Below are 26,971 nucleotides of genomic sequence, written 5' to 3'. Positions count from 1 at the left end.
AAACTCCTCAAACGGCAGACCTACGGACGAGCGGGCTTCGCCCTCCTCCGCCAGCGCATCCTGCTCAACTGACCCACGGACCAGCAGCTTCGCCCCGATCACCGGCTACGAAAATCTTGTCAGACCCCAGCGAACGGTGGAACTCGGTTGGTTTTTTTCTAGCGGCGTCCGGCGGTGAGCCGGCCGTCGAAGGCGATGTCGAAGGCCTGGAGAGCGGCCTTCCATCGCATGGTCCAGCGCTTTCGTCCGATGCCCGTGGGATCCAGGCTCATCACCGCCAGATAGACGCACTTGAGGGCGGCTTGGTCGTTGGGGAAGTGCCCGCGGGCCCTGACGGCCTTACGGATGCGGGCGTTCACGCTCTCGATCGCGTTGGTCGTGCACACGATTTTGCGGATCTCCACGTCGAACTGGAGGAAGGGGACGAACTCCGCCCAGGCGCTCTCCCACAGACGTACGATTGCTGGGTACTTCGTGCCCCACGTCTCGGTGAACTCCATGAACCGTTCCAGGGCGGCGTCCTCGGTGGGCGCGGTGTAGACGGGCTTGAGCGCCTTGGCGATCTTGTCCCAGTCCTGGCGGGCCGCGTACCGAAATGAGTTGCGCAGCAGGTGCACCACGCACGTCTGTACGATCGTCGCAGGCCAGACGGTATTCACCGCATCGGGGAGGCCGGTCAGGCCGTCGCACACGAGCATCAGCACGTCGCGCGCCCCGCGATTCTTGATCTCGGTGAGGACCTGCATCCAGTACTTCGCGCCCTCGCCGCCATCGCCGACCCACAGGCCCAGGATGTCGCGGTGCCCCTCGGCGGTCACCGCCAGAGCCATGTAGATGGGCCGGTTGGCGACCTGTCCGTCCCTGACCTTCACGTTCACACAGTCGATGAACACGACCGGGTAGACGCTGTCCAAGGGGCGGTTCTGCCATTCGGCCATGCCGGCCATCACGCTGTCGGTGATCGTGGAGATCGTGCTCTTGGAGACCTCCGTGCCGTACACCTCGCACAGATGGGCTGAAATCTCCCCGTGCGTGAGACCCTTCGCGGACAGCGACAGGACCATCTCGTCCACGCCGCCCAGACGCCGCTGCCGCTTCTTGACCAGCTGCGGCTCGAAAGATCCCGCCCGGTCTCGTGGCACGGCGATCTCGACCGGGCCGATCTCAGTGGTCACGGTCTTGACCCGGTGGCCGTTGCGGTAGTTCTCCCGGCCGCCCTCGGCCCGCTCGCCGGGTTCGTGACCCAGATGATCGGTGAGCTCCCCCTCCAGCGCCGACTCCAACACCTTGCGGGTCAGCTCGGCCAGCAACCCGCCCTCACCGGTCAGGCTCACCCCGCCGGCCTGGGCCCTGGCCACCAGCTCGGCTACCAGCCCGTCATCCACAGCCTCCACAGCAGCCTCCCCGGCGCCGGTTCCGCTCATCACGTCAGTCATCAACTGTCCCTCCCTGCTCGGGAGTTACACCGTTCACCGTACAGACCCGGGGGCGGCTGGCGCCCGGGGTGGTTCAGACCTCGCGGGTGAGCGTGGAAGCCTGGGGGTACCAGTGGCCGCCGGGGAGAAACACACCGCCGGCTTCGTCGATGTGGTCATCGGTGTAGCTCGCATCGGCGTCGAGGACTTCAAGTCCCGTATCGAAGAACCGGATGGTGGACGGGTCGAGATGGAAGTACCAGCCAGGGTTGTAGGAGGCTGTCTCCTTCTTGATCCTGCCTCCGATGTGCGTCTCCTTCTTCTCCTCGCCGGCAAGGATCTTGCGGGCCTTGGCAATGAGAGTGTCGTCGGTGAGCTCGATGACGAACTCCTTGTCGCCGGGCGGGGTGGTGAACGCGAAGTGCGCCGATGCCATGTCTGTCTCCCTGATGCGTAGTTAGGGCCAGAAGATCACGTAGGCGTTTCCCTCCCGCCCGGCATGGCATGAGTTCACCCGTTCGAGTGCATTCCTTGATGCGGGGCCCTGACTGTGACGGTCGGGTGCTAAGTCCGAGACAGGAAAACACCATTGCGAGTTCGGCACGCGACACACACGACTGTGCGCATCAGTGATGCCTCCGCCAACTTGAAGTCGCAGGTCAAAGGGCTGGTGTGACCGATCCTCGGGGTACTCGTGCTGGTCACGGGCGACTGTCTGCGGAGAAGATCGTCCGTCAGCGCGGTCGGCGCGCCTGAGTCGAAAGGCGGTCGACGGGATCATCTCGTGCAGGGGATCATGCGCAGGTGTCGCCGATCGAAGCCGCAACCGATGACCTGCAAGATCTCGCTGTTCTCTGGAGTATCGGCGAGGCCCATGCTCACGATGTCGTCGAGGCTGCCTGCGCTGCACTCGTTGCCGGACTAGACAGCCCGGCACTGCGCATTCTCGCCGGATACACACGTGCCGAGGCGGAGTACGACGTTCCCGACCTGCTTCCCGTCGTACTCGACGAGCTGGACCTTGTGTTCTACTCGCGCGACAGCGAGGCCGGGCAGGACGCTGCCGTGCGGGCGCTCGCGCACCAGATGCTGGCGGGCCGGCTGACGCCGCAAGAGCTTGCTATGCGCATCCACCAGCGGTTCGGCCACCAGCTACCCCTGGCCGAGCGCCTTGCTGAGCTTGATGACGAGTACGACATCGTCGAGTACGGGAACAGGACGTTGGCCCAGCTCGATGCCGAGGTCACGGCCGAAGCCCAGCGTCTGGCGCATGGTCGGCCTGGCCAGAACCGACATTCGTAGCGATCGAGCCCTGAGCAAGCGGTCGTCAACAAAAGCAGGGCGAGACAGCTCTTCCGCGTCCGGGACCGGCTACATGAATGGGAGAATCATTCCATGCTGGATCTCTCGCCTTCAGACGACTCGGACGCCAGGACGTCCGCTCTCGACACCAGCGTCATCCCGCTCGGTGCGCGCGCGCTGCGGGGCGTCCTCGACCACGTGGTCGCTGTCGGCGACGAGGCCGAGACGCCCTACTTGGAGGTCAAGAGCCCTCTCAACATGAGCAGCAAAGCGACCGCGGCCAAGATCGCAAAGTTCCTCCTGGGCGCAGCGAATCGGCGTCCGGGCGAGGCGGCCCGACACTTCCACGGCTATGCGGTCCTGGTCATCGGCGCACAGAAGGACAGCGCTCCCGGAGTGCCGCGCGGCACCGAGGCCCACGAACTCGAGGACCGGCTCCGCCCCTACCTCGGGCCCCAGTTCCCGGCCTTCGAGTTCGGCCGGATCGGCATCGACTCCGACCACGAGGTCCTGTTCGTCATCGCCCAGCCGCCGAAGAATGGCCAGACGATCTTCCCGTGCCATAAGAGCTATCAGGGCGACGACCGCCGCGACAACCTCGAGGACGGCGCGATCTACGTGCGAGGCACCAGCAACACGCGGCCCGCACGCTCCGGAGAGGTCCTCGCCCTCGTCGAGCGCGCCCGCGGGGGCGGGAAGCCGCCGATCGACCTCGAGGTGCAGGTGCTCGGCCCGATCTGCAGGGTCGATCGCGTGGAGGAGATCCTGGAAAGCTTGCGCGGCTACGAAGAAGAGCAGTTCACCAAGCAGCCGACACCGGCTGAAGACGCCTTCGCCTCGACGTCGTTCAGATTGGCGTCGAACGTCTTCGGCAGCCCGGAGCCGCTGTCGACGGAGGACCGGGAGCAGGCCCTCGCCGCATGGCAGAGCAAGAAGGCCGAGCACATCGCGAACGGCCGGGAGCACTTCCTGGGCGTCGGGATGCCGGGTGCCGGCGTCCAGGTGGTCAGCCGCGATCGTTTCGTGGCCAAGCCGCACCTGATTCTGACGTTCCATAACTGCGAGCTGCTGGATTACCTCGACCCGGACGACGCCGACGTCGAGAAGACCGTCGAACCAGTGCTGCGGCCGCACGATCCGTTCCTGCCGAGCCTCGACTACTCGACTCTCCGACCCCTCCCACGGGGGTATCCCGTGACCTGGAGCAACCACGGCGAGGACGCTGAAGTTGTGCTCACTCCGGAGTCGTTCCGCCCGAACGTACCCTGGACGAGCGACCAAGACGACTACGTGATCATCGCGAGGGATCCCCAGGCCAGTTCGGTGGAGGTCTCGTGGGAACTCACCGAGGACGGCAACGACGCCGTGACCAGTGGTGAGCTCCGGGTACCCACCGAGCCCCTCGTCGACGCGGCCGACCTGTTCAAGTCGGTCTTCCTCGGCAAGGACTAGCAAGCTCCCAGGAACCGCCGCCCGGCCTCAGAAGACTGGCGCGGCAGATTAGGCCGCGAACTCTCTGGATGACCCCTCGCTCGCTGGCGCGATGTCGCCAGGGTTTGTTCTTTCCAGGGCGTGCCCGGGTGTCCGTGTTCCAGACCTGAACGAGATAAGCGAGAGCGTCGCGACGTGCTGGGCGTTGCGGGTCGCCGCGATGACGAGCGGCACACAGCCCAGCAGCACGAGGCCGAGGCGGGCAGTCGCGAGCCAGAGCAACTTGCGTCAGCTGGACCGTGTACCGACCACTACGCAATCAGCATGAACCAGCAAGCGCCCCGCCAGGCCGAAGCCTGGCGGGGCGCTTGTGCGAGACTCTGGTGCGACGGCCGTTGGCAGCGGGTCAGCGACCAGATCCAGAACGACGCTGCGAAGCCCGCCTACTTCGTCTCGTTCGGGTGGCTCGTGTGCACCTGCTCCAGGAAGACCGTGCGCTCGTGGACGTAGAACCAGAGGCGCGCGGTGCCCTTCGCAGTCGGTTTGTGCTGCCACCGCTCATGGGTCGCGCCGCCACGCTCGATGACGCCGAGCTCACCCTTGAGCCGATAGTTCGTCGGCGTCGTGGACAGTGGCGTCCGCGTGAGGAAGTCCCAGGTCTCCGTCATGGGGTTGCGGATCGTCGCGACGAGGTCGCGCCATCCCTTCTGCGCGTCGGCTGTGGCGAAGCGGATCTCATACTCGATCTTCTTCGGAGGGCGAGGAACCAGCTCGCCCTTCCTGGCGGCCGCCACGGCTACGGACGCTCCACGGTCTCATCGTCGTCGAGCCACTCCAGACCGGCGCTGCCGCTGCTGAGCCCGGCCGCGACGGCGGTGGCCGTCTCCTTCCAGGAGGTCAGCTCTGCGGTCGCGAGGTGCGGCTGGTCGGTGGAGAACGACGCGCGCGCCGCCTCGACGAGGTCCTGCGCGCAGGACTCCCGGTCGGCCGGCGACAGCGCGAGCATCCAAGGGAGGGCCTTGGACATCCGCTCGGCGAGCGAGCCGCGGTCGTCGAGGGTGACGGTGATGAGCTGCGCGGCAAAGTTCAGCAAGCGGGCACGCCCCTCGGCCTCGCGCTGCGACATCAGGACCAGAGCCTCGCCGTCGCGCCGGGTCACCGTCACGGGGTGGTCCTCGGCCTCGGCGAAGACCTCGGCGGAGTGCTTGCTCAGGTCCGAGGAGCGCCGAGTCGCCACGGGGAGGCCTGCTGCGATGGTCATGGATCCATAGTATTCGGAACGTAATCGGAAGTCCAGTGGAGGCTGCGGAGTGCATGCGCCAGACTCGACCTCCGGATGCGGTCCGATTCAGATCTCAGCCTTCCTTGATGCTTGAGTCAGACCCGAACTCACAGCCGGTCGATCGTCGAGATGAGGAGCGCACTTACAGAGCTGCTTACCTTGCGCCTGCCGAAAAACTCATCCGTCCTGGTGGGGCTGGTGTACGGGTGGTGTCGAGCGCGGGCGCTTGGGCGGGTGCTCTGGGCACCTGGCGAGTGCCCCGGCAGGATGATCTGTCGCGCTGCTTCGACTTGCCTATCTGGGTGTGGCGAACGTGTTCGCCCTGCTGCGGCTGCTGCCGGTGAGCAACCAGGACAAGGACGCGGAGATCCTCGCGCTGCGTCATCAGATCACCGTGCTCGAACGCCAGCTCGGCCGGGATCGGGTGCGGTTCGCCCCGAGTGACCGGGTGTTCCTGGCCGCGCTACTGCACCGGCTCCCGCGCGGTGTGTTGCGCCGCCGGGCACGGCTGCTGGTCCGCCCGGACACTGTGCTGCACTGGCACCGTGACCTGGTCTCGCGCCGCCACGCCGCCACGCCGCCCGTTCCCGGCCCAAGCGTGCGGGCCGGCCGCGCACCGTGCGCTCGATCCGCGTTCTCGTGCCGCGTCTGGCGCGGGAGAATCCCGGCTGGGGCTACCGGCGCATCCACGGCGAGCTGCTGGTTCTGGGCGCGCAGGTGGCCGCCTCCACGGTGTGGGAGATCCTGACGGAGGCGGGGATCGACCCGGCACCCGAGCGGGGTTCCAGCACCTGGACGGACTTTCTGCGCTCCCAGGCCGATGCCCTGCCGGCATGTGACTTGTTCGAAGCGGTCACCCTGTCCGGGGCGCGGCTGTACGTGTTCGCGGTGATCGGGCACGCCGGCCGGCGCATCCGCATCCTGGGCGCGACGGCGCACCCGACCGCCTCCTGGGTGGCACAGGCCGCCAGGAACCTCGTCATGGATCTCGAGGATGCCGGCTGCCGGGCCCGGTTCATGATCCGCGACCGCGACGGGAAGTACCCCGCCCCGTTCGACACCGTCCTTGAGGATGCGGGGATCGACGTCGTACTCAGCGGGATCCGGATGCCGCGGACGAACGCGCTCATGGAACGCTGGGTGCAGACCTGCCGACGCGAACTGCTGGACCGCACCCTGGTCTGGAACCAGCGCCACCTGCTCCACGCCCTGCGCGAGTTCGAACAGCACTACAACTCCCACCGGCCCCACCAAGGCATCGCAGACGCCCGCCCGCTGCACCCCTGCCACCGCCGATCACCGACCCGGACGCCATCGCCCACCTCGACATACGACGACGCGACCGCCTCGGCGTCACCCTCCACGAGTACCAGCATGCGGCCTGACCTGCACGGACGAGATTCTCGGCAGGGACAGCGATGGGCCTGTGGAAGGCCTGGCCGAGGTGTTCCCGGCCGCCCGTCATCAACGCTGCTGGGTCCACAAGGCCCGGAACGTCACGAACGCCCTGCCGAAATCCGCACAGCCCGGCGCGACGAAGGCGATGCAGGAGATCTACAACGCCGAGGACCGCGACCACGCCGCGAAAGCGATCAAGGCGTTTACCAAGACCTACGGCGCCAAGTGGCCCAAGGCCGTCGCGAAGATCACCGAGGACGAGGAAGAGTTGCTGGCGTTCTACGACTTCCCGGCCGAACACTGGATCCATCTGCGCACCACAAATCCGATCGAGTCGACTTTCAGCTCGGTGGAACTTCGGACCAAGGTCACCCGCGGCGCCGGGAGCCCGGCCGCCGCCCTCGCCATGGTCTTCAAGCTGGTCGAGTCCGCCCAGGAACGCTGGCGAGCGGTGACCGCACCCCACCTCGTCGCCCTGGTCCGCTCGGGTTCCACATTCGAGAACGGCGTCCTGGTCGAGCGAGAACAGGCCACGGCGGCCTGACTGCCCAGCCACTTGTCACGTCGCGAAAGGGAGAGAAGGACCAGCCAATGCCCGAACCTGCCGCACCACTCACCGAGTTCATGCGCGCCTACGAGCAGGCGACCAACAGTCACGACATCACCCAGCTCGTCCCGCTGATCGCTCCCGAGGCCGTCTACTGGTTCTCCGACGGATCACACCGCGGCCGCGAAGCCATCCTCTCCGCCATCGCCGAGACCTTCGCCACCATCCGCGACGAGATCTACCAGATCAAGGACCTGGAGTGGATCGCCCACAGCGATGACCACGCGGTTTGCCGCTACCGGTTCACCTGGACCGGAACCATCGACGGCCAGCTGCGATCAGGAAGCGGTCGGGGCACCAACGTGCTCATCAACAGCGCCGGAACCTGGCAGATGCTTCACGAACACCTCAGCACATAGCGAGGCGGCAGCACCGATCCACAGGTATTGACAATTGATCGACCGGGACCGGGGCGGCCCTTTAACCGTCGGGGAGTCGTCAGCCTCGGCCGCCCGGTTGGCGCCCCTTCCGGGTGCACGTCGACCCGGTCGACGACGGTTCCGAGACCGTGAGCGAGGTCGCCGACCGCGCCCGCGTCACCTTCGTCGGCCGTCTGGGCCTCACCGACCTCCTCGCCCCACGAGCCGTCCGCCGCGTCCTGAGCACCGCGCGGGCCCGGACGCCCCTCGCGCCGGGCCCGCGCGGCTTCCCTCGATCCCCCGTCACCATGCGTGGTCGCGCGGTAACATCGCGGCGCGCCATGAGGGGGAGGCCCATGACACCGCAAGGTCCGGGCGGGTCCGACGAGAGGGATCCGGAGGAGGCGGAGCACGAGCTGCGGCAGGCCGAGGCCCGGGGCGTCGGCGGCGCCGGGCTCGCGGACCTCCTCGACCGGTCCGCCGCCGCGCACCGGCGCCGCTTCTGGAACTCCGGCGACACCCGGGACCTGCACCGGGCGATGGACCATTACCGGCGGGCCGTGCGCGCCGACCCCGCCCGACGGGCTGTGTGGTCCAACGAGTTGGCGGTCACCCTGACCGATCTGTACGACGTCACCGGCACCGACGACGACCTCGCCGCGGCGCGGCGGGCGGCCGAGGAGGCGACGGCCGCCGCCGAGGAGGGCTCACCGCAGTGGGCGCGGTGCGCGGCGACGCTCGTGCTGTGCCTGTGGGACCTGTACGACGCCACCGGTTCGCTCACCGACCTCGACACGGCGATCGACCTCGGCGGCCGGGCCTCGGCCGCGCTGCCCTGCACGGACCGCGCGTGGGCGCGGGTGCGCAGCAACGTCGGAATGCTCCGGATGGACCGCTACGAACGGCTCGGCGCTGCCGACGACCTGCATGGGGCGGTACGGCTCGCCGGGGAGGCCGTCGAGGGCGCGCACCCGGACGACCCGGAGCTGGGCGGCTGGCTGAACAACCTCGGCAACGCGCTGCTGACCCGCCACGGCACCCAGTTCCCCGACGGTGCCGCGCCCCGCCCCGGCGAGCGGATCGATCTCACCGACCTGGACGCGGCGATCGCGGCGTATCGCAGGGCCATCGAGGTCTCCGAGTGGAAGGTCGCGGGGCGGGCCACCTTCCTGTCCAACCTGGGCAACGCGCTGACCGACCGCGTCGAGGCACTGCGGCTGGGCGAGTCGCCCGGGAGCGGTGAACCCGAGCTGCGCGAGGCGGTGCGGGTGCTCACGGAGGCCGTCGACCTCACCCCGTCGACGGCCCCGTACCGGGCGAGCAGGCTGAACGTCCTCGGCGAGGCACTGCGGGCGCTGTCCGAGGAGACCGGCTCGGCCGACGACGTCGACGCGGCGCGCACCGCGCTGCGGCAGGCGTGCGCGAGCGGCCTGGCCGTCGCCCCGGAGATGACGGTGGACGCGGCGCACAACTGGATCCGGTGGGCGGTACGGCGCTCGGCCTGGGACGAGGTGGGCGAGGCCGACGGCCATCTGCTGCGGGCCGCGGAGGCCCTGCACCGGGCGCAGTCGCTGCGCCGCCACCGGGAGGCATGGCTGCTCGCGTCCCGCGGGCTCGCGCAGGAGGGCGCCTTTGCGCTGGCCAGACAGGGCAGGCCGGAGGCCGCCGTGGTCCGCCTCGAACGTGGGCGCGCGGTGCTGCTGAGCGAGGAACTCGGTCTGGTCCCGGCCCTGTTGAACCGCCTGCCCGCACCCTTGCGGGACCGGTACTCCGACGCCGTCCGCCGGGTCCGAGAGGCGCTGCGGAACGCGGGCTGAGCGCCCGGCGGCCACCGGACGGACCCGGGACGGCGGATACGGCGACGGCGGCCGGGGTATTCCTTATCAGGGCCCGTGGGGGCGGGCCACGATGAGGGGGTGGTCCGTCGTGGAACAGGGTCTGATCGCCCGCACGTTCAGTCCGTACACGTGGCGGGCGAGGATCCGCCCGGTGCTGATCGCGGCGCTGCCGCCGGCCCTGCCGGTGGTGGTGCTGGTGCCGGACTGGTCGGCCGCGCGCCGGGTGTGGGCGCTCGTGGCGGTGTGCGGACTGCCGCTGCTGCTGGGGCAGTTCAGCCGGTCCCGTGGGCGGCGGCTGGAGCCGGCTCTGTTCGAGCGGTGGGGCGGCAAGCCGTCGGTGCAGCTGCTGCGGTGGCGGGGTCCGACGGGGACCGCGCACCTGGCGTACCTGCACGCCCGTATCGAGCAGATCGCGGGACCGCCGCTGCGGCTGCCGTCGGCCGCGGAGGAGCGGTCGGACCCGGAGGGCGCCGACGCCGTCTACGAGGTGGCGGGCACGGTGCTGCGGACCCGGGCGCGGGCGCTTCCGGGCAGTGAGCTGGTGGCGGAGGAGAACCGCGAGTACGGCTTCCGCCGCAACGCGCTGGGGCTGCGGCCGCTGGCCCTGGGCGCGGGGGCCGTCGGTCTGTTCGGGGCGGTGCTGTACGCGGTGGTGGGCTGGCCGCCGGCCGGTTCCGCGAAGGCCGTGGTGTCGGTGCCGCTGGTGCTCGCGGACCTGGTGCTGCTGCTGTTCTGGCTCCGGACGGTGCGGCCCGCCTGGGTGGAGGAGGCGGCGTGGACGTACGCCCGCCGCCTCATCGAGACGGCGGGCCTGCCTGATCTGGAGTCCCGGACGTCGTAGCCGCCGTCAGGCGGTGGCGAGGGCGGGGTGCAGGACCGTGTCGCCGTTGCAGTACAGGGCGTAGAGCAGGCCGAGCGGATTGCGGCGGTCGACGGCGAAGTGTTCCCGGGTGGCACGGACCGCCTCGCCCATCGGCTCGCCGGCCAGGAACCGGTCGAAGAACGCGGTCGCCCAGGCCGCGGCGAACGGTGCGGGTGTGTCCGCCTCGGTGCCGAGCACGCCCCGGGAACGTTCGAGGAAATAGGTGAGGAAGCTCGTCGTGGACGACGACGAGGTGAAGGCGGTACCGCACGCGTTCAGCACGACGACGGGCAGCCCGGGCAGCGCACCGCCGTAGTCGTGGAGGGTGCGCAGGGGGATGCCGCCGTGGGCGTCCTCCACGGCGAGCCTGGCGGAGGCCGGTCCGCCGTCCTCGGGGTCGTGGGCGACGGCATGGCAGTAGAGGTAGAGGATGTCGGCGGGGTCTCCGTCACCGCGCAGGGCCTTCAGGACGGTGTCCTGCTGGTCGTGGACGGTGAGGCGGGCCAGCCCCCGGTCCAGATAGCCGCGCCAGTACGTCTCCTGTCCCCGCACCAGATCGCGTTCGCCGTCCCGGTCGATGCTGCGGTTGAGACCGAGCGTGACGCCGAGGCCCGGCCGGGTGTCGATGGCCACCTCCGTGACGCCGCCGGCCGCGTCGGCGCAGAGGGGGATGCAGTCGACCTGATGGCGCAGGCCCAGGATGTGCCGGAAGTCAGCGTCGCGTATGTCCTCGACGGGGCACATGAGATGCCAGGGCAGCAAGGGCTGCTCCGTGATGAACTGCACGCTGCGCGGCGCGGACTCGGCGAAGTAGTCCTGGATCTTCCGCCCCACGGCCTGCAGTTGGGCGTCCGCACGGTCGAAGAACAGCGCGCGGAACATGCGGCAGCCGGCCTCGGCGAGCAGCGTGGTGTACCTCTCGTAGGCATCCGGCGACAGTTCGAGCCCCGTCACCGCGCCACCTTCGGCGAGCGGTCCCCACTCGGTGGCCAGCGTGCGCAGGGGTTCGCGGGCGTCGCGGGCCACGGCGTCGAGGTCGACGTCCTTCTTGCGCACGTGTGCCCGGTACGCGTGGCCGATGCCGCCGGACACGACGATTTCGTAGCTGTGGCCGTCGGCGGCCGGCCACAGCTGCACGGACAGCCCGCGGTCCCGCTCCCTGCCCACCGCGGCCCGGGGCAGGCCGCGGGCACTCGTGCGCACCGCCAACTCGCCCGCGTTGACGAGCATCGAGTGCACGTAGGTGTTGCCGTGGAGGAACACCGCGTGGAACTGGGGGGTGCCGGCCCTGAGCGGTGTCACCTGGAAGCGGGCCCGGTCGGGCGAGGGTCCCTCGCGGGGCACGGTGAGCGTGTCGGAGAGGGGCTCCACCACGGCGTCGGCGCTGTAGACCCGTACGGTCAGGGGCACGGGCCAGGTGTCCGGCTCGTCGAGATGCCCGAGCGGCGCCGCGACGGCCGTGTCCCGCGGGGTGCCGGCGAGGTCGAAGGCCAGGACCCACGCGCCCGGCACACCCGGGTCGCCGGGCTCGGCCACTGCGTTGATCCACCGGCCGGACGGGCCGGGCGGGTCGTCCGGCAGCAGGACGCCCGCCCGCAGGGCGAGTCGCCGGGCAGGGCGGCTGACGGTCCCCTCCTCCGCGTCCGCCGCCCGGTCGGTGGGGATCGTCTTGCCGATCAGGGCCGGGGCGAGCCGCTTCCTGACCTCGGCGTGGCCGAGCAGCAGCCGCAGCAGGGCCAGGGCCCGGCGCTCGTACTCCGTCGGCGGTGCCGTCGCCAGTTCCTCCACGGCGGTCAGCAGGCGGGGGCGCAGTTCGGGCCAGTCCTCGCCCACCAGGACCGGCAACTCGTACCAGAGGTCGATGAGTTCGACGAGAGCGGGATCGGGGTTCACTGTGCTCTCTCCGGATCGGTGTGCGTGCGGGTCACCCGGCCGGGTGTCACCGTCAGGTCGGCGCCCGGCCGGTCCTCGGGCGGGTGGACGGCCCGGAAGCCCCGCTCGGCGGCGAGTTCGGGGCAGGAGTACTCGGTGGTGCTCGGCGAGAGGTAGTTGAACCACAGCACCGGGTCCTCGTACCGCCTCGCGATCCGGGCGACGGCCCGCCGGTCGGGGTGGCCGAAGCGGGCGCCGCTGGTGGAGAACAGCCAGTGGCGGCAGTCCAGTCGGGCGAGGAGTTCCGGGCTGAGGTTGCGGCTGCTGCCGTGGTGCGGCACCTTGCACAGGTCCACCCGGTACGGCCGTCCCCACGGGGTGTCGTCCAGGCGGCGCAGACCGTCGCACAGGGTCTCGGCGTGCGCGTCGGCGCCGAACAGCACACGGGCGCCGTCGTACTCGGCGAGGAAGGCGATGCTCGACCGGTTGGGCACGGACTCGTCGCGGGCGTAAGGGCGCAGCGCCAGTTCCTCCCAGGCCACACCGGCGTCGCCGCCGCGCAGGACGTCCGGGGGCGCGGGGGTCTCGGGGGCGAGTCGTTCGCGTTCGGTCTCCTCCACCCAGCGCGTCCAGTCCCGGCTCAGGTCCAGCAGGGCGCCCCGCTGCGGGGACAGCAGGGTCAGCCGCAGCCCTTGGACGTCGAATTCGGGCAGTGACCCGCCGACCGGGACAGCGACGGCGCGCCCGTCGAACCTCGTGTTCCAGGGCTGGTCCACCAGCAGCCGGGAGAAGGTGTCGGCCTGGGCGTGGCTGAGGACGTCGCCGAGGATCTGCCGGTCGCCGTTGAACCACACCTCGTCCGCGGTGAAGCCCTCCGGCGGATCGCGGAACAGGGGTATCAGGCCGCCGATGTGGTCGGCGTCGAGATGGGTGCACACCACGAGGTCGAAGGCGCGCTCGGCGACCGGCTGTCTGCGGAACCGGGCGGCGAGTCCCTCGGGCAGCCGGTCGCGTCGGCCGGCCCGCCCGCCGTCGACGAGCATGCGGCGGGTGCGTCCTTGGTACGTCCACTCCACCCAGAGGCAGTCGCCCTCATGGGCCGGCAGTGCTTCGACTCTGATCACGTGCGGCCCGTCACGCCCCGAAGTGGCCGAAGCCGGCCCAGGAGTGGAGGTCGGCGAAGGAGCGCTCGTCGTCCTCCTGGAACTCCAGTGCCAGCAGCAGTCCTTCGGTGGTCTCGTCGTCCGGCAGCCAGGGCTCGCCGGCGGCGAGGGCCTGCTGGAGGAGGGCGAACCGTTCGCCGTTGGGCACGTCACGCAGCCAGACCTGGGCGTCGCGCAGCGCCGTGGCCGGGTGATCGTCCTCGGTGCGCCAGCGCCGGTAGAAGTCGGTCATGAGGAGCGCGGCCGGTACGTCGGGCAGCGACCACATGGCGGCGACGACCCCGGCGACGCCCGCCTGGAGCAGTCCGCCGGGCAGCGACACCACCTCGTCCGGCAGGACGGTGCCCGGCAGATACGACTCGCAGGCGGACAGGACGGCCAGACGGAGCGTCAGCCGCAGCGCCAGCAGGTCGCGCAGCCGCAGTTCGTCCGTGCCGGCCAGCAGCAGTCCGCTGTCCAGCGGGGTGAGCAGATCGGCCTGCCCGTGACAGGCGAAGTGCGCGGCGTCGGCGTCGGCGAGGGCCTCGCGGGCCGCGGCGGCGTGGGCGGCCGGGCCGCGCAGCACGGTCGTACGGGCCGGGAAACCGGCCGCCGCCGCGCGGGCCTCCAGCTCGGCCGAGCCCAGGGACGGCCGTCCGGCCGGGTCCACGACGACGGCCAGCCGCTCGACGCGGCCCCCGGCCCGTGCGCGGGCCGAGGTCAGGGAGCGGGCGTTGGGCACATAGCTGAGGACGAGGTCGTCGAGGGCGTACCGGCGTCCGGTGGGCGTCGCCGTGTCCTCGGTCCAGGCCGCGTGCAGGGGCAGCAGCCCGAGCAGGCCGCCGGCCACCAGGACGGCCCCGTCGGAGGCGCGCAGGGCGTCGCAGACCGGGCCCATGAGGTCGTCCCACAGCCACTTCGTGGTCGTCTCCAGGGACTTCTCCCACTGCCTCAGCCGTCCGGCGCGGTCGGCCGCGTACGCCTTGTGGGCGTCGTCGTGGGCGCGCGCACGGGTGCGCACCGCCTCGGCGGTCAGGGCAGGCAGGTCCACCTGGCGTACGTCGTGGTCGTGCACGACGAGGGCGACTCCGCCGCGTTCAGCCGCCGAGAGGTACACCAGCGGCTGCTCCTCGGCGGCGCGGTGGACGTCCTCCTCGGTCGGTTCGGGCAGGAAGTCCTCGAACCCGTCGAGCTGCCGGATCTCGTCCACGACGGCGTCGAGTTCGCGCCTGGCCGCGCGGATCTCCTCGAAGCGGTCCACCCCATCACCCCCAGCACCGTCGGCTCCTTCACCGATCCGGTGGAACTCAGCGTAGATGAACGCTCACACTGGTGAGGCGAGTCGACCGTCCGAGAGGGAGTGCCCGTGAGCGACGACCGGGCCGAGGCGGCGTACCGGGCACGTGACCGGTATGCCGAGACGGGTGATCCGGAGGCAGCCCGCGAGGCCGTGGAACTGCTGCGGGCGCTGGCGCGGGAGGAGCATGTCGCCGCACATGTAGACGAGTTGGGCGGTGCGCTGCTCGATCTCTTCGAGGCGGAAGGCGAGTTCGCGGTGCTCACCGAGGCACTGGAGGCGCACGAGGAGCATGCTCGGCTCGCCCGGGACGCCGACTCGCTCAACAACCTGGGCAACTGCCTGCGCGTCTGCCACGACGAGACGGGCGACGAGCATCTGCTGGAACGGGCGCGGGAGGTGCTGGAGGAGGCCGCCGAGCTATCCCCGGGGGACGCCACAGTCCTGGACAACCTCGGTCTCGTCCTGACGGACCTGTACGGCGCCGAGGGCGAACCCGCGCTGCTCGACCGCGCCCTGGAGCTGCACACGCGTGCCGTGCTGCACAGCGCCGCCGAGGATCCCAACCACCTGCTGCACGTGACGAATCTGGCCTCCGCCCACATGCACCGCTACGACCGCGCCGGCGACCCGGCCGATCTCGACGCCTGGGCCGAGGGCTGCGCACGGGCGGTGGCGCTCACCCCCGCCGGATCCCCGAACCTGCCGCTGCGGCAGGCCAATCTGGCCCTCGCCCTGCTGGAGCGCCACGCCCGCCACGGCTCCCCCGCCGATCTGGCCGACGCCGTGCACGCCGCCCGGCGGGCCCACGACACGAGTCCCGCCAGCGCCGCCGACCGGCCCCGGCAGGCCGGTGTCCTCGCGAACGCGCTGATCCGGAGGTACCACGAGGAAGGCGACCCGGGGGACATGGACGAGGCGACCGTCTTGCTGCGCGCCGCCACCGCGGATCGTCCCCAGGGCCACTCCGGTTCGCCGCACCTCTGGAACAACCTCGCCCGCACTCTCCTGGAGCGCTACGAACGCGACGCGGACCCGGTCGAGTTGGAGGAGGCCGTCGAGGCGGCCGAGCACGCGGTGGACCTGCTCGACGGGCCCGAACCGCTGCTGCCGCTCTGTCTGGACACGCTCGGCACGGTGTTCACCGCGCGCTATCTGCACCACGGCGACGAGGAGGACCTGGAGCGGGCCGTGGCCTGTCTGGAGCGGTGCGTCGAGCTGACCGACGAGGCGGCCCCGGCCCTGCCCGGCAGGCTGACCGCTCTGGCGATCGCGCTGGCGTACCGCTACGAGCACACCTGGGAGATCGCCGATCTCGACCGTTCCGTCGGCCTGTTCGACACGGTCGCCGAGCTGCGCCCCGAGCGCCCCGGTCCCGCAGACCTCAACAACCGTGCGCGCGGCAGGATCCGGCGCCACCACCGCACCGGGGACCCCGAGGACCTGGCGTTCGCCCTGGACCAGCTGGAAGCGCTGGTGGCGGCCACGCCCGAACGGGCCCCCGGCCTCCCGCTGTACCTGGAGAACCTGGCCGAGGCCCTGCGGCTGCGGCACGAGTCCACCGGGGCGGCCGACGACCTGGAGCGGGCCGTGGCGGCGCTGCGCCGGGCCCTGCGGCTGCTGCCGCCGCGCGCCTCCCGGCGGCCGGACACGCTGGGCGGTCTGGGCAACGCGCTGCTCGACCGGTTCGGCGCGACGGGCTCGGTCGTGGACCTCGACGAGGCGGTCGCCCTGCACCGCGAAGCACTCGCCGCGCTCCCCACAGACGCGCCGGGCCGCGCCGGCGCCCTCAACGACCTGGCGAACGCCGTACGGGAGCGCCATCAGCACCACGACGCGCCGCACGACCTGGACGAGGCGATCGCCCTGCTGAACACGGCGGTCACCCTGGCCGACCGCACGACCCCCGACCGGCCGGTGTTCCTCGACAACCTCGGCAACGCCCTCATGGACCGCTACGAACGCGACGCCGACCCGGACGACCTCGACACGGGTCTCGCCGCCCATGCCGAGGCCCTGGACCTGCTGCCCGCGTCGGCGCCGGAACGCGGCCGGATCGCCGCCAACACCGGGGGCGCGCTGTGGCGCCGCTGGCTGCTGAGCGGCGGGCGGGAGGACCTGGACGAGGCGATCTCCCTGCTGCGGGAGGCGGTCGACGCGACGCCCCCGGCGTCCCCGAACCGTCCGCTGCGGCTGAACAACCTCGGCTGCTTCCTGCGCGACCTGCACGGCCTCACCGGGACGGAGGACGACCGGCGGGCCGCCGCGGCGGCGCTGGAGGAGGCGTGCCGGTCGGGGGCGGAGCGCGGGCCGCGCTGGGCCCTGGAGGCGGCGCGCAACTGGGGTAGCTGGGCCACGGCGCGCGGGGCGTGGCCGGAGGCGGCCGGCGCCTACCGGTTCGGTCTCGACGCCCTGCGCACGGCGTACCGCGGCCAGGGGATGCGCCCGCACCGGGAGAGCTGGCTGAGGATCGCCGACCGGCTGCCCGCGGACGCGGCCGAGGCGTATCTGCGCGCTGGTGACGTCCCGGGTGCCGTACGGGCCCTGGAGGCGGGCAGGGCGGTGCTGCTCAGCGAGGCGCTGCTGACCGGGGACACCGCTCTCGAACGACTGGCGGCCGCAGGACACGGCGCGGTGGCCGACCGCTACCGCCGTCTCGTGGACCGGCTCGCCCGGCTGGAGAACCCGCACGACGACACCCGGTCGCACACGGCCGGACGCCCGCGGTGAGCCGGACGCCCACGACGGGTCGGCCGGACGCGGTGGGCCGGAGGGCCGCTGCCGTGCGGCGGCTTCGGGACTGGCGTCTGGAGCGACTGATGGACCGCTTCCTGTCCTGCGCGGACTGGGCGGGCGCCGAGCGGCTGGTGGCCTCGCGGCCGCGACTGACCGGGGACGGGGCCCTGGCCCTGCTCGCCTCATGGGAGGAGGAGGCGCGGTCCGACGCCGACCACACCACCGCGGACACCTACGAGTACCACCGGCTGCTCCTTGAGCGGTGCCGGGGCGAGGGGCCGGCCCGGGTGTTCGGTGAACTGACGGCGGCCGACCCCGCGCAGGAGCGGTGGGAGGAGCTGGTGGAGGCCGCCCTGGACGCGCTGCACCGAGCGGCCGGGTCCCGGCACCGTGACGACCTCGACACAGCCGTGGACCACTGCAAGCGGGCCGCCGACCGCTGTTTCACCGCGCCGCAGCGCGTGGTGGCGTACGGCCACCTCGGTGTCGCCCTGCTGCGTCGCGCCGACCGCGTGGGCTCGGCGGAGGACGTGGGCCGTGCCGTCGGCCTCCTCGACACCGTGTACGCGCTGACCCCGCCGAGCACCCCCGAACGGCTCGACGCGGTCACCAACCTGGCCTGGGCGCTCGAACTGCGGCACCGGGTCGACCGGCACCCCGCGTCCCTGGACCGGGCGGCGGAGCTGCTGCGCCGGGTGGTGGAGCGCAAGGAGCCCGCGGACCCCGACGGTCCGTGGCCGTCCGGCGCGCGCGACGCCGACATGCTGACCAGTCTCGCGTCCGCGCTGCGCACCCGGTACTTCGCCACCGGCTCCCCCGCCGATCTGGCCGACGCCGTCGTGTGGTTCGAGCGGGCGGTACAACACGACGGCCGGTCCGCGCGGGCGTTGGGCAACCTCGGGGTGGCCCTGTCCGAGTTCTTCGGGTGCACCGGCTCCGTCCGGGATCTGCGCCGTGCGGAGGAGCGTCTGCGGGAGTCGCTCGCCGACCGCCAGCAGCGACGTTGCCCCGGCCAGCACCGCACACGCAGTGAGGGCGAGCACAGCGACCAGAGCGTGACGAACCCGCGGGGATCACGTGGATCAGGAACCGCGACCAGGCGTGCCAACAGCCCGGGCGCCTCGTCGGGCGCGACCTGTGGCTGCTGGCGGAGTTGGTCAAGGGCAGGCGGCATCGGCGATGATGCGTCGGCAGGAACGGTCTTCCAAACAGGTCACGGGGCGTAGAGACCTCCATGATCTTGGAAACCGTGCCTGCCTCGTTCCCAGGCCGCCTCAACCTGGCAGATCATCACCAACCGGTAGACGGTGCTGACTTGGAGGCGATCGCTCCTATGGCTACAGGAAGGATGGCACGCATGTGCGATCATTCCCGGTGGGTGTTCATTCAGTGACGGCGCGAGCGGACTGGGGGAATGAGATGTCGCTGCGTGATCTGGTCCGTGACGAAATGGTCGCGTCGATGTCTCGTTCGGAGCGGCTGGCGGCGGTGCGTTCTGCGCGTCTGTACTTCCAGCGGCCGCAAGAGCCGGGCTTCTTGGTCTGCGAGACAGAGGAGGGTCCGGTGGTGCCGGTCTTCACCTCCTTGAGAAAACTCGCGCTGTTCGCCGGAACCGGCGGGTGGGCGTCTACGACCGTCGCGGACTTGGTGGAGCTACTGCCCGAGGGCTTACGCGCATTGGTGGATCCGCTGGGTCCACGGGCGTTCGTGCTGGACACCGAAGCACTCGGGGCCACGGACGCGCAGGGGGAGCGCAGTGACGGAGCATGACACGGGAGCACCAGGTTCGGGTGGCCCGAAGCCAGGTGATGGCTACAAGATCGAGATCGCCTCGGTGCGTAAGGTACTGACGCCACTGGAGGAGTCCGTGATGGCCGCGCACAAGATCAAGCGTGACTGGGAGACGCTGGCCGAGCACATCCAGAACTCGGCCGCCTTCGACATCTACGATTCGACCGAGAGGATGCTCTCGTCCTGGGGCTTTGGCATGGGGCGGGTGGCTGAGCACACAGACATGGTGGTGGAGACGCTCCGGCAGGTCATCGCCGCCTACGTGCTGGCCGACCTGCTGCGCATCAAGGACTTCGCGCCGACCGAGGACAACATCGCCAAGCTGCCGTTCGGCGAACACGGTATGAAGGCGTGGCAGGAGGGGTCCAGGCCGAAGTTCGATCCGCCTCCGGAGATATATCAGGAGCCGTGGCTGGATGACGGCGAAACCGGCGGTACCCAGGACGTGCCCACCCGTCCCCGCCTGCGCTATGACGGCGGCTGGGAGGCCGGCGGTGGGTCGGAGGGAACGATCGCATGACTCAGCGCGATGCGATGGAGGGTGGCGTAACCGAGCGCATACCGCCCCATGCCAAGCCCAGCTACGTCATTTACGGCACGCCGTCCGACATTGATGATCTCGTCATCAAACTCCGTGTCTATGCGGGCGCGTTCAAAGACGGGCTGGACAAGCTGGACGTCCTTTCCTTGATGGACTGGACCGGGGCCGGCTCGGAGGGATTCCAGAGCGCGACCCAAAAGCTTCCCCGGGAACTGGAGTCCGCGCAGACCTACTTCAAGGCCGCCGCGAACGCCCTGGACTCCTACGCCGACAAGCTGCGCTCGGCCCACAAGCGTGTCAAGCCGATCATCGAGGACGCGGACGACGCACGGGCGGCCTCCAAGCATTACTGGAAACGTGTCACGGACTACAACGCCGCCGTGGATCGGGGAGATGATCCGCTGCCGGAGCGTCCGTCGGAGGACGACCCCGGCCTCGCCGCGCTTGAGGGCTGCTACGACCGCCTGGATAAGCTGGAGAACGAGCTGCAGCCCGTCATTGACGCGGCCAAGCGCGCACTCGACAAGGCGGCGGAGAAGGCCCCGGACAAGCCCCCGCCCCCCAAGGGGTGGGACAAGGCAAAGAAGGGGCTCGGTGACTTCTTCGGCGGAGCGGGCGACACCCTGGGCGGCTGGTACGACGATTTCGATGGCCTTGTCAACGACGGTCCTGATGGTGTCGGTCTGCGGCTGGCGGGCATGGTGGACGGCGCCGCCTACGCCGCCGACCACCCCAAGGAGTTCGCTAAAGCCGTCACCAACTGGGACGAATGGCAGCGCAACCCCGCCCGCGCGGCTGGCCAGCTCACCCCCGACCTCCTCCTCGCCCTCGCCACCGGCGGCGCCGGCGCGGCGCGGCACGGTGGCACCGTGGCCAAGAACGCCGCACAGCGCTTGCTCAACCGGGAGCGGGCGCTGCGCCGGGATGGCAGCGCCCGCGAGCGGACGAACGGTGATCCGAACAAGAACAACACGCCCAACGAGGAGCGGCCCACGGCCGGTGAGCCGATCGACGTGGCGACCGGCGAGATGGTCATGTCCGCCACCGACATCACGCTACCCGGTTCCCTGCCGGTGGTCCTGGAGCGGCACTACGTCTCGGGGCATCCGTGCGGGGGGTGGTTTGGCCCCACCTGGGCGGGCACGCTCGACCAGCGTCTAGAGATCGACGAGGCGGGTGTCGTCTACATCACGGACGGCGGCATGCTGCTGACGTATCCGGTGCCGGAGCCTGATGTGCCGACGTTGCCCACCTCCGGTCCTCGTTGGCCACTGTGCTGGGACGGCAAGCCCGACGGCACCTTCCGTATCATCCTCCCGGAGCAGAACCGCACCCTGCACTTCGCCCCGCTGCCAGTGGGCGGCCGTGAGCTGGCTCTGACGGCGATCACCGACCGGACAGGCGAAGGCGACCACATCGCAATCGCCTACGACGCCCAGGGCGCACCGAAAGAGATCACCCACTCCGGCGGCTATCACATCGCCGTCGACACCGACCCAAAGCTGCTGCGGGTCACAGCCTTGCGTCTCCTGCACGGTGAACAGCGCGAGCACAGCACCACCCTCATCTCCTACGCCTACGACGCCTCGGGCAATCTGACCGAAGTCTTCAACTCAGGTGGGAAGTCGCTGCGTTACCGGTACGACGAGGAACATCGTGTGACGTCGTGGACGGACCGCAACGGCACGTCGTACGGCTATGTCTATGACCACCGGGGCCGTGTCCTGCGTGGCATCGGCCCGGACGGCATCCTGTCGGGCCGACTGCACTACGACACGGCCGCCCGCACCACCCGCTACACCGACTCACAGGGCAACACCACTGTCTACGTCTGCAACGAGGCGTACAAGATCATCGCGCAGACCGACCCGCTCGGGAACACCACCCTCACGGAATGGGACGAGTCCAACCGGCACCCCATCGCCGTCACCGATCCCCTGGGCCACACCACGCGCTACCGCTATGACGACCAGGACCGGCTGATCGTTGTTGAGCGGCCCGATGACACCGTGGCCGAGACCGTCTACAACGACTGCGGCCTGCCGCTGGAGACCCGCGAACCGGACGGCGCGGTGTGGCACCACACCTATGACGACCGTGGGTCACACACCTCCACCACCCACCCCAGCGGCGCCACCACTCACTACGCATACAACAGCTCGGGCCACCTCACCTCCATCACGGACGCTCTGGGCCACACCACCCAGGTCACCACGGACGCGGCGGGTCTCACGGTCGAGATAGCTGACCCTCTGGGCCGCACCACTCGCATGCGCCGGGGCCCGCACGGTCAGGTCACGGCCCTCACCGATGCCCTGGGCCAGACCACGCGTCACGGCTGGACGATCGAGGGCATGCCCGCCTGGCGCGAGGGGCCGGCGGGCGCCCGCGAGGTGTGGCAGTGGGATACCGAAGGCAACCTCGCCCTCCACACCGACGAGGCCGGGCACACCACCACCTACACCCACACTTACTTCGACCAGCCCGCCACGAGGACCGACCCCGACGGCGCGCACTACTCCTTCGCCTACGACACCGAGCTGCGTCTGACCAGTGTCACCAACCCCCAGGGGCGGCAGTGGCATTACGAATACGATGTAGCAGGCCGTTTGGTCGAGGAGACCGACTTCAACGGTGCCACACGCACGTACGAACGCGACGCGGCGGGCCGCCTCACAGCCCAGACGAACGCGCTGGGCGAAACGCTGCGCTACACACTCGACGCGGTCGGGCGTATGGTCACCCAGCACGACGAGACCACCGGCGACATCACGACCTACGCATACGACGCGAGCGGAGCCCTGCTCCACGCGGTGAACGCGGACACGGAACTGACCCGCGAACATGACTCGGTCGGCCGCGTCATCTCGGAAACAGTCAACGGCCGCATCAGTGCCTACGCGTACGACGCCATGGGCTGCCGCACCCAGCGCACCACCCCCTCAGGCGTGTGCTCGGAGTGGGTCCACGACCCCGCGGGCCGCCCTACCGGACTGAGTAGCGGCGCCGGAACCATGGCCTTTACCTACGACGCTGCCGGCCGCGAGACCGAACGCCGCATCGGTGATGACACCACACTCACGCAGACCTGGGACAGGGATAACCGCCTCACAACCCAAACCCTCACCACTGGCCACCAGAGCGAAGCGGACCGTATTCTCCAGCACCGCGTCTACGCCTACCGCCCCGACGGCTACCTCACCGAAATCCGCGAACTCACGACCGGAACGCGGCATTTCACACTGGATCCCGTCGGCCGTGTGACGGGCGTTCAGGCACACGGCTGGAGCGAGGAGTACGCCTACGACACAACAGGCAACCAGACCCACGCCACAGCACCGCACCACCCCACGACCGGTGACCGGATCTACGAGGGCGCTCTCATCCGCCGGGCGGGGCGCACGACCTACGAACACGACGCCGCTGGCCGCCTGATCCGCAAGGCCCGCAAGCTCCTCAACGGACAGACCCGCACCTGGACCTACACCTGGAACGCGGAAAACCGCCTCACCAAGGCCACCACCCCGCACGGCGAGGAATGGACCTACACCTACGACCCCCTGGGTCGCCGCATATCCAAAATCAGTCCGGATGGAACCCCCCTCACCTTCACCTGGGACGGCACCCGCCTGGCTGAGCAATTCACCTCGGATGGCACGGCGACGACATGGGACTACATGCCGGGCACCCATCGCCCGATATCCCAATCCACACGCCAGACACTCGAGGCTGGGCGCGAGACCGCCCACTCGATCCGCGCCCTAGCCGACACAACCCCCCAGTCCGAGTACGACGCCCGCTTCCACGCGATCATCACGGACCTGGTCGGTACGCCTATCGAACTGGTCACTTCCGACGGCACCCTCGCTTCGCAACCCCGCACCACCCTCTGGGGCACCCCCCTCCCCGCTCCTGCGGGCGGGGTGGATTGCCCGCTCCGCTTCCCCGGCCAATACGCGGACCCGGAAACCGGCCTCAACTACAACTACTTCCGGCACTACGACCCAGAAATTGCCCGCTACACGACACCGGACCCGCTCGGGTTGGTTCCAGCGCCCAATGCAGTGGCGTATGTTCGTAACCCCCACACCTGGACTGACCACCTAGGGCTCGCTGGGGACGATGGGCCAGAATGGGCTGATCCCGAAGATCTAAACTTCTCCCAACGCACCGTATCCCCGAACGACTACGTGGAGAAGATGCGCTCCGGGGAGTGGGATTGGCGACGCCCCGGAACAGCGTTGAAGGTCATGGAAGTAGACGGCCAACTGGTGTCATACGACAACCGAAGGCTTAATGCAGCGCGTGAAGTGGGGAGGCCGGTGACCATCGAGCGAGTCGATCCGAATGCGGTTCACCCCGATTCGACAACTGGAAGAACATGGGCGGAGCAATTCAGGAGGCGCATGAATTCTGCGCGGAACAGAAATGAACTAGGCGAGCCAGTCCCCCCGGCGGGACTCACGGAGAGGCCACCCTACGTGCGCAACGGGAAATGTAAGGAAAAATGACCGCGATCGAACGCCTATGGGAAGATTTTCAGCTTCCCATTAGAGATGCACTACACTTCGTTGACGGGCACTCCTATGATGTCGCCCTTGACCCCGACGCGCCGAGCGGTTTTCGGGCGCTCCCCCCCTTCGGCCTGGATGGGGTACTGGAAAACGATCCGTCTTGGGTGTCTTCGGTTGATGGGCTTGCCGCAGTGGACCTGGAGAGGGAGGGCCTACTGTGGGGCGGCGAGGGTTCGTACGGGTCAGAGGGGTTCGTTGCACGTTTGACCGTTGATCGTGCGCTAGTTTGGGCGATATTCTTCATGGAATCCAACCCATTTGATCGGATCCAACTGTCCAACAACGTTGCTACCTTTAGCTCAACCTCGGGGGTCAAGATTACAGTTGACATCGACGATCCACGAACTCCAATCATTTCGAGGAGGATCCCCGCGACGTAGGGCGCGTCCGGGATCGTAGCGGTGGGTGGTGTCAGTCGGTGGAAGCAATTGAGCTGGTCATCAGCTCGGTGAAGACTTCTGCGGGTGTGCGGCAGCCCAGGATACGGCGGGGGCGGCTGTTGAGTTCTTGGGCGACGGCCTGGAGGTAGGGCTCGTGGCTGGTGATCTCGGTGCTCTTGGGGAAGTAGTCGCGCAGGAGCCGGTTGGTGTTCTCGTTTGTGCCGCGTTCCCAGGGTGAGTGGGGGTGGGCGAAGGAGATGTCCAACTCTGTTGCCAGGGCGAGTCGTTGGTGTTCTGCCATCTCGGCTCCCTGGTCCCAGGTCAAGCTGGTGAGCAGCTGCTTGGGGACGTCGTGGACGGAGCGGATGACGGCGTCGCAGACGTCGGTGGCGTTCTTGCCGTGCGGGAGGGGGACCAGGACGGTGTAGCGACTGGTGCGTTCGACCAGGGTGCCCAGCGCCGTCTTGCCTTCCTTGCCGATGATCAGGTCGCCCTCCCAGTTTCCCGGGCCTGGCGGTCGGCGACGTGGGCGGGGCGCTCGTCGATGGAGCGCATGCCGATGATCCTGGCGCCGGGCTTCGTGGTGCGTCCGTGTGGCTTGCGCTGGGTCCGTCCGGATCGCAGGAAGACACCTTGGCGGGCGAGTTCGCCTTTGGGCAGCGCGTAGATCCAGGTGTAGACGGCTTCGTGGGAGATCACTTTCTCAGGGTCTGACATGCCGTGCTCGTGGCGCAAACGTCCGGCGACCTGGTCGGGGCTGAGGTTGTGCCGGAGCATGGCCAGGACCTTGCTCCGTAGTGCGGGCAGCCGTTCCAGCTTGCGGTCTTTGGGCCGGCTGCGTTCTGCGGCGCCCTGGAGGCGGCGTGGACGGCCCGGTAGGTGTCCCGGCCGCCGTGGCGCCGGATCTCACGGCTGACGACTGAAGGGCACCGGCCAATCTGTGCAGCGATCACGTGGCCTTCCAGCCCCGCCACGACACCGCGGGAGATCTCTTCACGGTCGGTGTCGGTCAGCATCCGGCGAGCAGGGGCGAGGTGCATGAAGGTGATCTCCGTCGGTGGGGGCACCATCGAGCTTACGAGTCCATGATCAATTGCTTCGACCGGTTGGGATCAAGGTGTACAGGGTGTTCTAGCGGTACACCGCTTAGCTTGCGATTTAAGGAACCGAAGATCATCTGTGTCTCGGTTTCGGTGTTCGCCGGACACGGGAACGGCCTTCGAGTGACGCTGAGTTCTCGCCAGAGAGTCAGCTGCACCAGAAGGCCGTGATGAACAGTTTGCAAGAGCCCCCTTCCCGTGTCGAGTCCCTGTCGGAGATATCCCGGTTTCGTGCGGGGCTCCACGCCTGCTTCACCCGACGGGGGGACACCCTGTTCGAGTTGGCGGACGCGATGCTGTGCGCGCAGGGGCCGGTCCGATCGCCGGTGGAGCTGTCCTTGGAGCCGGAGTTCCGCCGCGGACACGGCTCGGTCTACGACGCCCTGGCCGCCGGGAGGATCAGCCAGGACCGGCTGCGGCGTCTGCTGGTGGGCGTGTCGGCCCCGGCCAGAGCGGGCGAGCCGCTGATGTTCGCGATCGACACCACCCCGCACGCACGCCCCGACGCCGAGTACGCCGACGAGCGGACCATGGTCCAAGTCCGCGGTAAGGGCGGCGACCGGTGGCTGCCCGGCTGGCCCTACAGCCTGGTAGTGGGCGTGCAATGGGGCTCCTCCTCCTGGGTAGACCCCATCCAGGCACGACGGCTACGACCCGGCGAGGAACACACCGACGTCACCATCGAACAGGTCACCGGCCTGCTGGCAGACGTACGGGCCACCGGGAAACAGCAACCCGCAGACCCGCCACCGCTGGTCATGCTGGACGCCGGCAACTACGCCACCGACCTCACCCACGCCCTGGCCGACCAGAACGTGCAACTCCTGGTGAACCGCCCCGGGTTTGATGCAATGCCGCGTAGTTAAGGCGGATCGGCGCAGGTCAAGGGGCTTGGTGCGAGGCAGTTGCTCGGGGCCGCATAGCGACCGCGTGCGGGTTTGGCGAGCAGACCGCGGCGGGCCCAGGTGGCGAGTTGAACGCTGAAGCTGTTGATATTGATGATCTCGAGCGTCCGTGCCAGTTCGCTCGGGGTGAAGGAGCGAT

22 protein-coding genes and 2 pseudogenes are annotated in these 26,971 nt (G+C 69.5%); 14 read left to right on the top strand and 10 right to left on the bottom strand.

Going from position 1 to position 26,971, the window contains the following annotated elements:
• Nucleotides 1–158: 158 nt before the first annotated feature.
• A complete protein-coding gene (locus tag QMK28_RS27980) occupies nt 159–1,424 on the bottom strand; it encodes an IS256 family transposase (RefSeq protein WP_326442399.1) in 1,266 nt (421 codons plus the stop codon).
• 85 nt (nt 1,425–1,509) lie between these two features.
• Nucleotides 1,510–1,851, bottom strand: coding sequence for a BP74-related protein (locus QMK28_RS27975; protein WP_326442397.1), 342 nt, complete (start codon nt 1,849–1,851; stop codon nt 1,510–1,512).
• 368 nt (nt 1,852–2,219) lie between these two features.
• Between QMK28_RS27975 and QMK28_RS27970 the strand changes: the two genes are divergently transcribed.
• Together QMK28_RS27970 and QMK28_RS27965 are read left to right on the top strand one after the other, a co-directional pair.
• Nucleotides 2,220–2,717, top strand: a complete 498-nt coding sequence (locus QMK28_RS27970; RefSeq protein ID WP_326442396.1) for a hypothetical protein — start codon at nt 2,220–2,222, stop codon at nt 2,715–2,717.
• A 198-nt stretch (nt 2,718–2,915) separates the two neighbouring features.
• Nucleotides 2,916–4,169, top strand: coding sequence for a hypothetical protein (locus QMK28_RS27965; RefSeq protein ID WP_326442395.1), 1,254 nt, complete (start codon nt 2,916–2,918; stop codon nt 4,167–4,169).
• Between the two features lie 422 nt (nt 4,170–4,591).
• Here QMK28_RS27965 and QMK28_RS27960 read toward each other — a convergent pair whose 3' ends face one another.
• Nucleotides 4,592–4,942, bottom strand: coding sequence for a hypothetical protein (locus tag QMK28_RS27960; protein ID WP_326442394.1), 351 nt, complete (start codon nt 4,940–4,942; stop codon nt 4,592–4,594).
• A gap of 2 nt (nt 4,943–4,944) precedes the next feature.
• Nucleotides 4,945–5,409, bottom strand: a complete 465-nt coding sequence (locus QMK28_RS27955) for a prevent-host-death protein (protein ID WP_326442393.1) — start codon at nt 5,407–5,409, stop codon at nt 4,945–4,947.
• A 301-nt stretch (nt 5,410–5,710) separates the two neighbouring features.
• Between QMK28_RS27955 and QMK28_RS27950 the strand changes: the two are divergent.
• From QMK28_RS27950 to QMK28_RS27930, 5 genes and pseudogenes are all read left to right on the top strand, one after another.
• Nucleotides 5,711–6,815: pseudogene (locus QMK28_RS27950) on the top strand (integrase core domain-containing protein).
• Nucleotides 6,816–6,845: 30 nt separating this feature from the next.
• Nucleotides 6,846–7,372: pseudogene (locus QMK28_RS27945) on the top strand (transposase); the annotation flags it as partial.
• Nucleotides 7,373–7,419: 47 nt separating this feature from the next.
• Entirely contained in the window at nt 7,420–7,794 is a 375-nt protein-coding gene (locus QMK28_RS27940) for a YybH family protein (RefSeq protein ID WP_326442392.1), read from the top strand.
• Nucleotides 7,795–8,150: 356 nt separating this feature from the next.
• On the top strand, nt 8,151–9,611 hold the full coding sequence (locus QMK28_RS27935; protein ID WP_326442390.1) for a hypothetical protein: 1,461 nt from the start codon (nt 8,151–8,153) through the stop codon (nt 9,609–9,611).
• Between the two features lie 109 nt (nt 9,612–9,720).
• Nucleotides 9,721–10,473 carry a hypothetical protein gene (locus QMK28_RS27930; protein WP_326442389.1) on the top strand — a complete coding sequence of 251 codons (753 nt, stop codon included), beginning with the start codon at nt 9,721–9,723 and terminating at the stop codon, nt 10,471–10,473.
• A gap of 6 nt (nt 10,474–10,479) precedes the next feature.
• On the opposite strand, the gene QMK28_RS27925 is transcribed toward QMK28_RS27930, so the two are convergent.
• From QMK28_RS27925 to QMK28_RS27915, 3 genes are read right to left on the bottom strand one after another with little or no spacing between them, the layout of a single operon-like run.
• Nucleotides 10,480–12,387, bottom strand: coding sequence for a CHAT domain-containing protein (locus QMK28_RS27925; protein WP_326442388.1), 1,908 nt, complete (start codon nt 12,385–12,387; stop codon nt 10,480–10,482).
• The gene (locus tag QMK28_RS27920; RefSeq protein ID WP_326442387.1) at nt 12,384–13,490 is read right to left on the bottom strand and encodes a ComEC/Rec2 family competence protein; all 1,107 of its coding nucleotides are present in this window, start codon (nt 13,488–13,490) and stop codon (nt 12,384–12,386) included. The genes QMK28_RS27925 and QMK28_RS27920 overlap by 4 nt, the downstream gene beginning before the upstream one ends.
• 10 nt (nt 13,491–13,500) lie before the next feature.
• The gene (locus QMK28_RS27915) at nt 13,501–14,769 is read right to left on the bottom strand and encodes a CHAT domain-containing protein (RefSeq protein WP_326442386.1); all 1,269 of its coding nucleotides are present in this window, start codon (nt 14,767–14,769) and stop codon (nt 13,501–13,503) included.
• 105 nt (nt 14,770–14,874) lie between these two features.
• Here QMK28_RS27915 and QMK28_RS27910 point away from each other — a divergent pair, with 105 nt between their 5' ends.
• From QMK28_RS27910 to QMK28_RS27885, 6 genes are all read left to right on the top strand, one after another.
• Nucleotides 14,875–17,535 carry a hypothetical protein gene (locus QMK28_RS27910; RefSeq protein ID WP_326442385.1) on the top strand — a complete coding sequence of 887 codons (2,661 nt, stop codon included), beginning with the start codon at nt 14,875–14,877 and terminating at the stop codon, nt 17,533–17,535.
• 89 nt (nt 17,536–17,624) lie between these two features.
• Nucleotides 17,625–18,767 (top strand): hypothetical protein, encoded by a 1,143-nt coding sequence (locus tag QMK28_RS27905; RefSeq protein ID WP_326442384.1) that lies wholly within the window; start codon nt 17,625–17,627, stop codon nt 18,765–18,767.
• A 193-nt stretch (nt 18,768–18,960) separates the two neighbouring features.
• Nucleotides 18,961–19,311 carry an SseB family protein gene (locus tag QMK28_RS27900; RefSeq protein ID WP_326442383.1) on the top strand — a complete coding sequence of 117 codons (351 nt, stop codon included), beginning with the start codon at nt 18,961–18,963 and terminating at the stop codon, nt 19,309–19,311.
• Nucleotides 19,298–19,852 carry a hypothetical protein gene (locus QMK28_RS27895; RefSeq protein WP_326442382.1) on the top strand — a complete coding sequence of 185 codons (555 nt, stop codon included), beginning with the start codon at nt 19,298–19,300 and terminating at the stop codon, nt 19,850–19,852. The genes QMK28_RS27900 and QMK28_RS27895 overlap by 14 nt, the downstream gene beginning before the upstream one ends.
• The gene (locus tag QMK28_RS27890; protein ID WP_326442381.1) at nt 19,849–24,384 is read left to right on the top strand and encodes a putative T7SS-secreted protein; all 4,536 of its coding nucleotides are present in this window, start codon (nt 19,849–19,851) and stop codon (nt 24,382–24,384) included. Before QMK28_RS27895 ends, QMK28_RS27890 begins: the two co-directional genes overlap by 4 nt.
• Complete coding sequence (locus tag QMK28_RS27885; protein ID WP_326442380.1) at nt 24,381–24,827, top strand: hypothetical protein; 447 nt, start codon at nt 24,381–24,383, stop codon at nt 24,825–24,827. The genes QMK28_RS27890 and QMK28_RS27885 overlap by 4 nt, the downstream gene beginning before the upstream one ends.
• A 31-nt stretch (nt 24,828–24,858) precedes the next feature.
• Here QMK28_RS27885 and QMK28_RS27880 read toward each other — a convergent pair whose 3' ends face one another.
• Together QMK28_RS27880 and QMK28_RS34420 are read right to left on the bottom strand one after the other, a co-directional pair.
• Entirely contained in the window at nt 24,859–25,446 is a 588-nt protein-coding gene (locus QMK28_RS27880; protein WP_326442398.1) for an IS30 family transposase, read from the bottom strand.
• A 76-nt stretch (nt 25,447–25,522) separates the two neighbouring features.
• A complete protein-coding gene (locus QMK28_RS34420; RefSeq protein WP_443050848.1) occupies nt 25,523–25,843 on the bottom strand; it encodes a helix-turn-helix domain-containing protein in 321 nt (106 codons plus the stop codon).
• Nucleotides 25,844–26,097: 254 nt separating this feature from the next.
• On the opposite strand from QMK28_RS34420, the gene QMK28_RS27870 reads away from it, so the two are divergent.
• Nucleotides 26,098–26,793, top strand: coding sequence for a transposase (locus QMK28_RS27870; RefSeq protein WP_326442379.1), 696 nt, complete (start codon nt 26,098–26,100; stop codon nt 26,791–26,793).
• Here the strand turns inward: QMK28_RS27870 and QMK28_RS27865 are convergent.
• On the bottom strand, nt 26,790–26,971 hold a 182-nt coding region (locus QMK28_RS27865), incomplete at its 5' end, for a hypothetical protein (protein ID WP_326442378.1). The two genes, QMK28_RS27870 and QMK28_RS27865, sit on opposite strands and share 4 nt — an antisense overlap.

The sequence above is a fragment of the Streptomyces sp. H27-D2 genome, assembly GCF_035828615.1.
GTDB lineage: Bacteria > Actinomycetota > Actinomycetes > Streptomycetales > Streptomycetaceae > Streptomyces.
The sequence above is the reverse complement of the archived record's forward strand: the minus strand, read 5'-3'. Positions and strand labels throughout refer to the sequence as shown.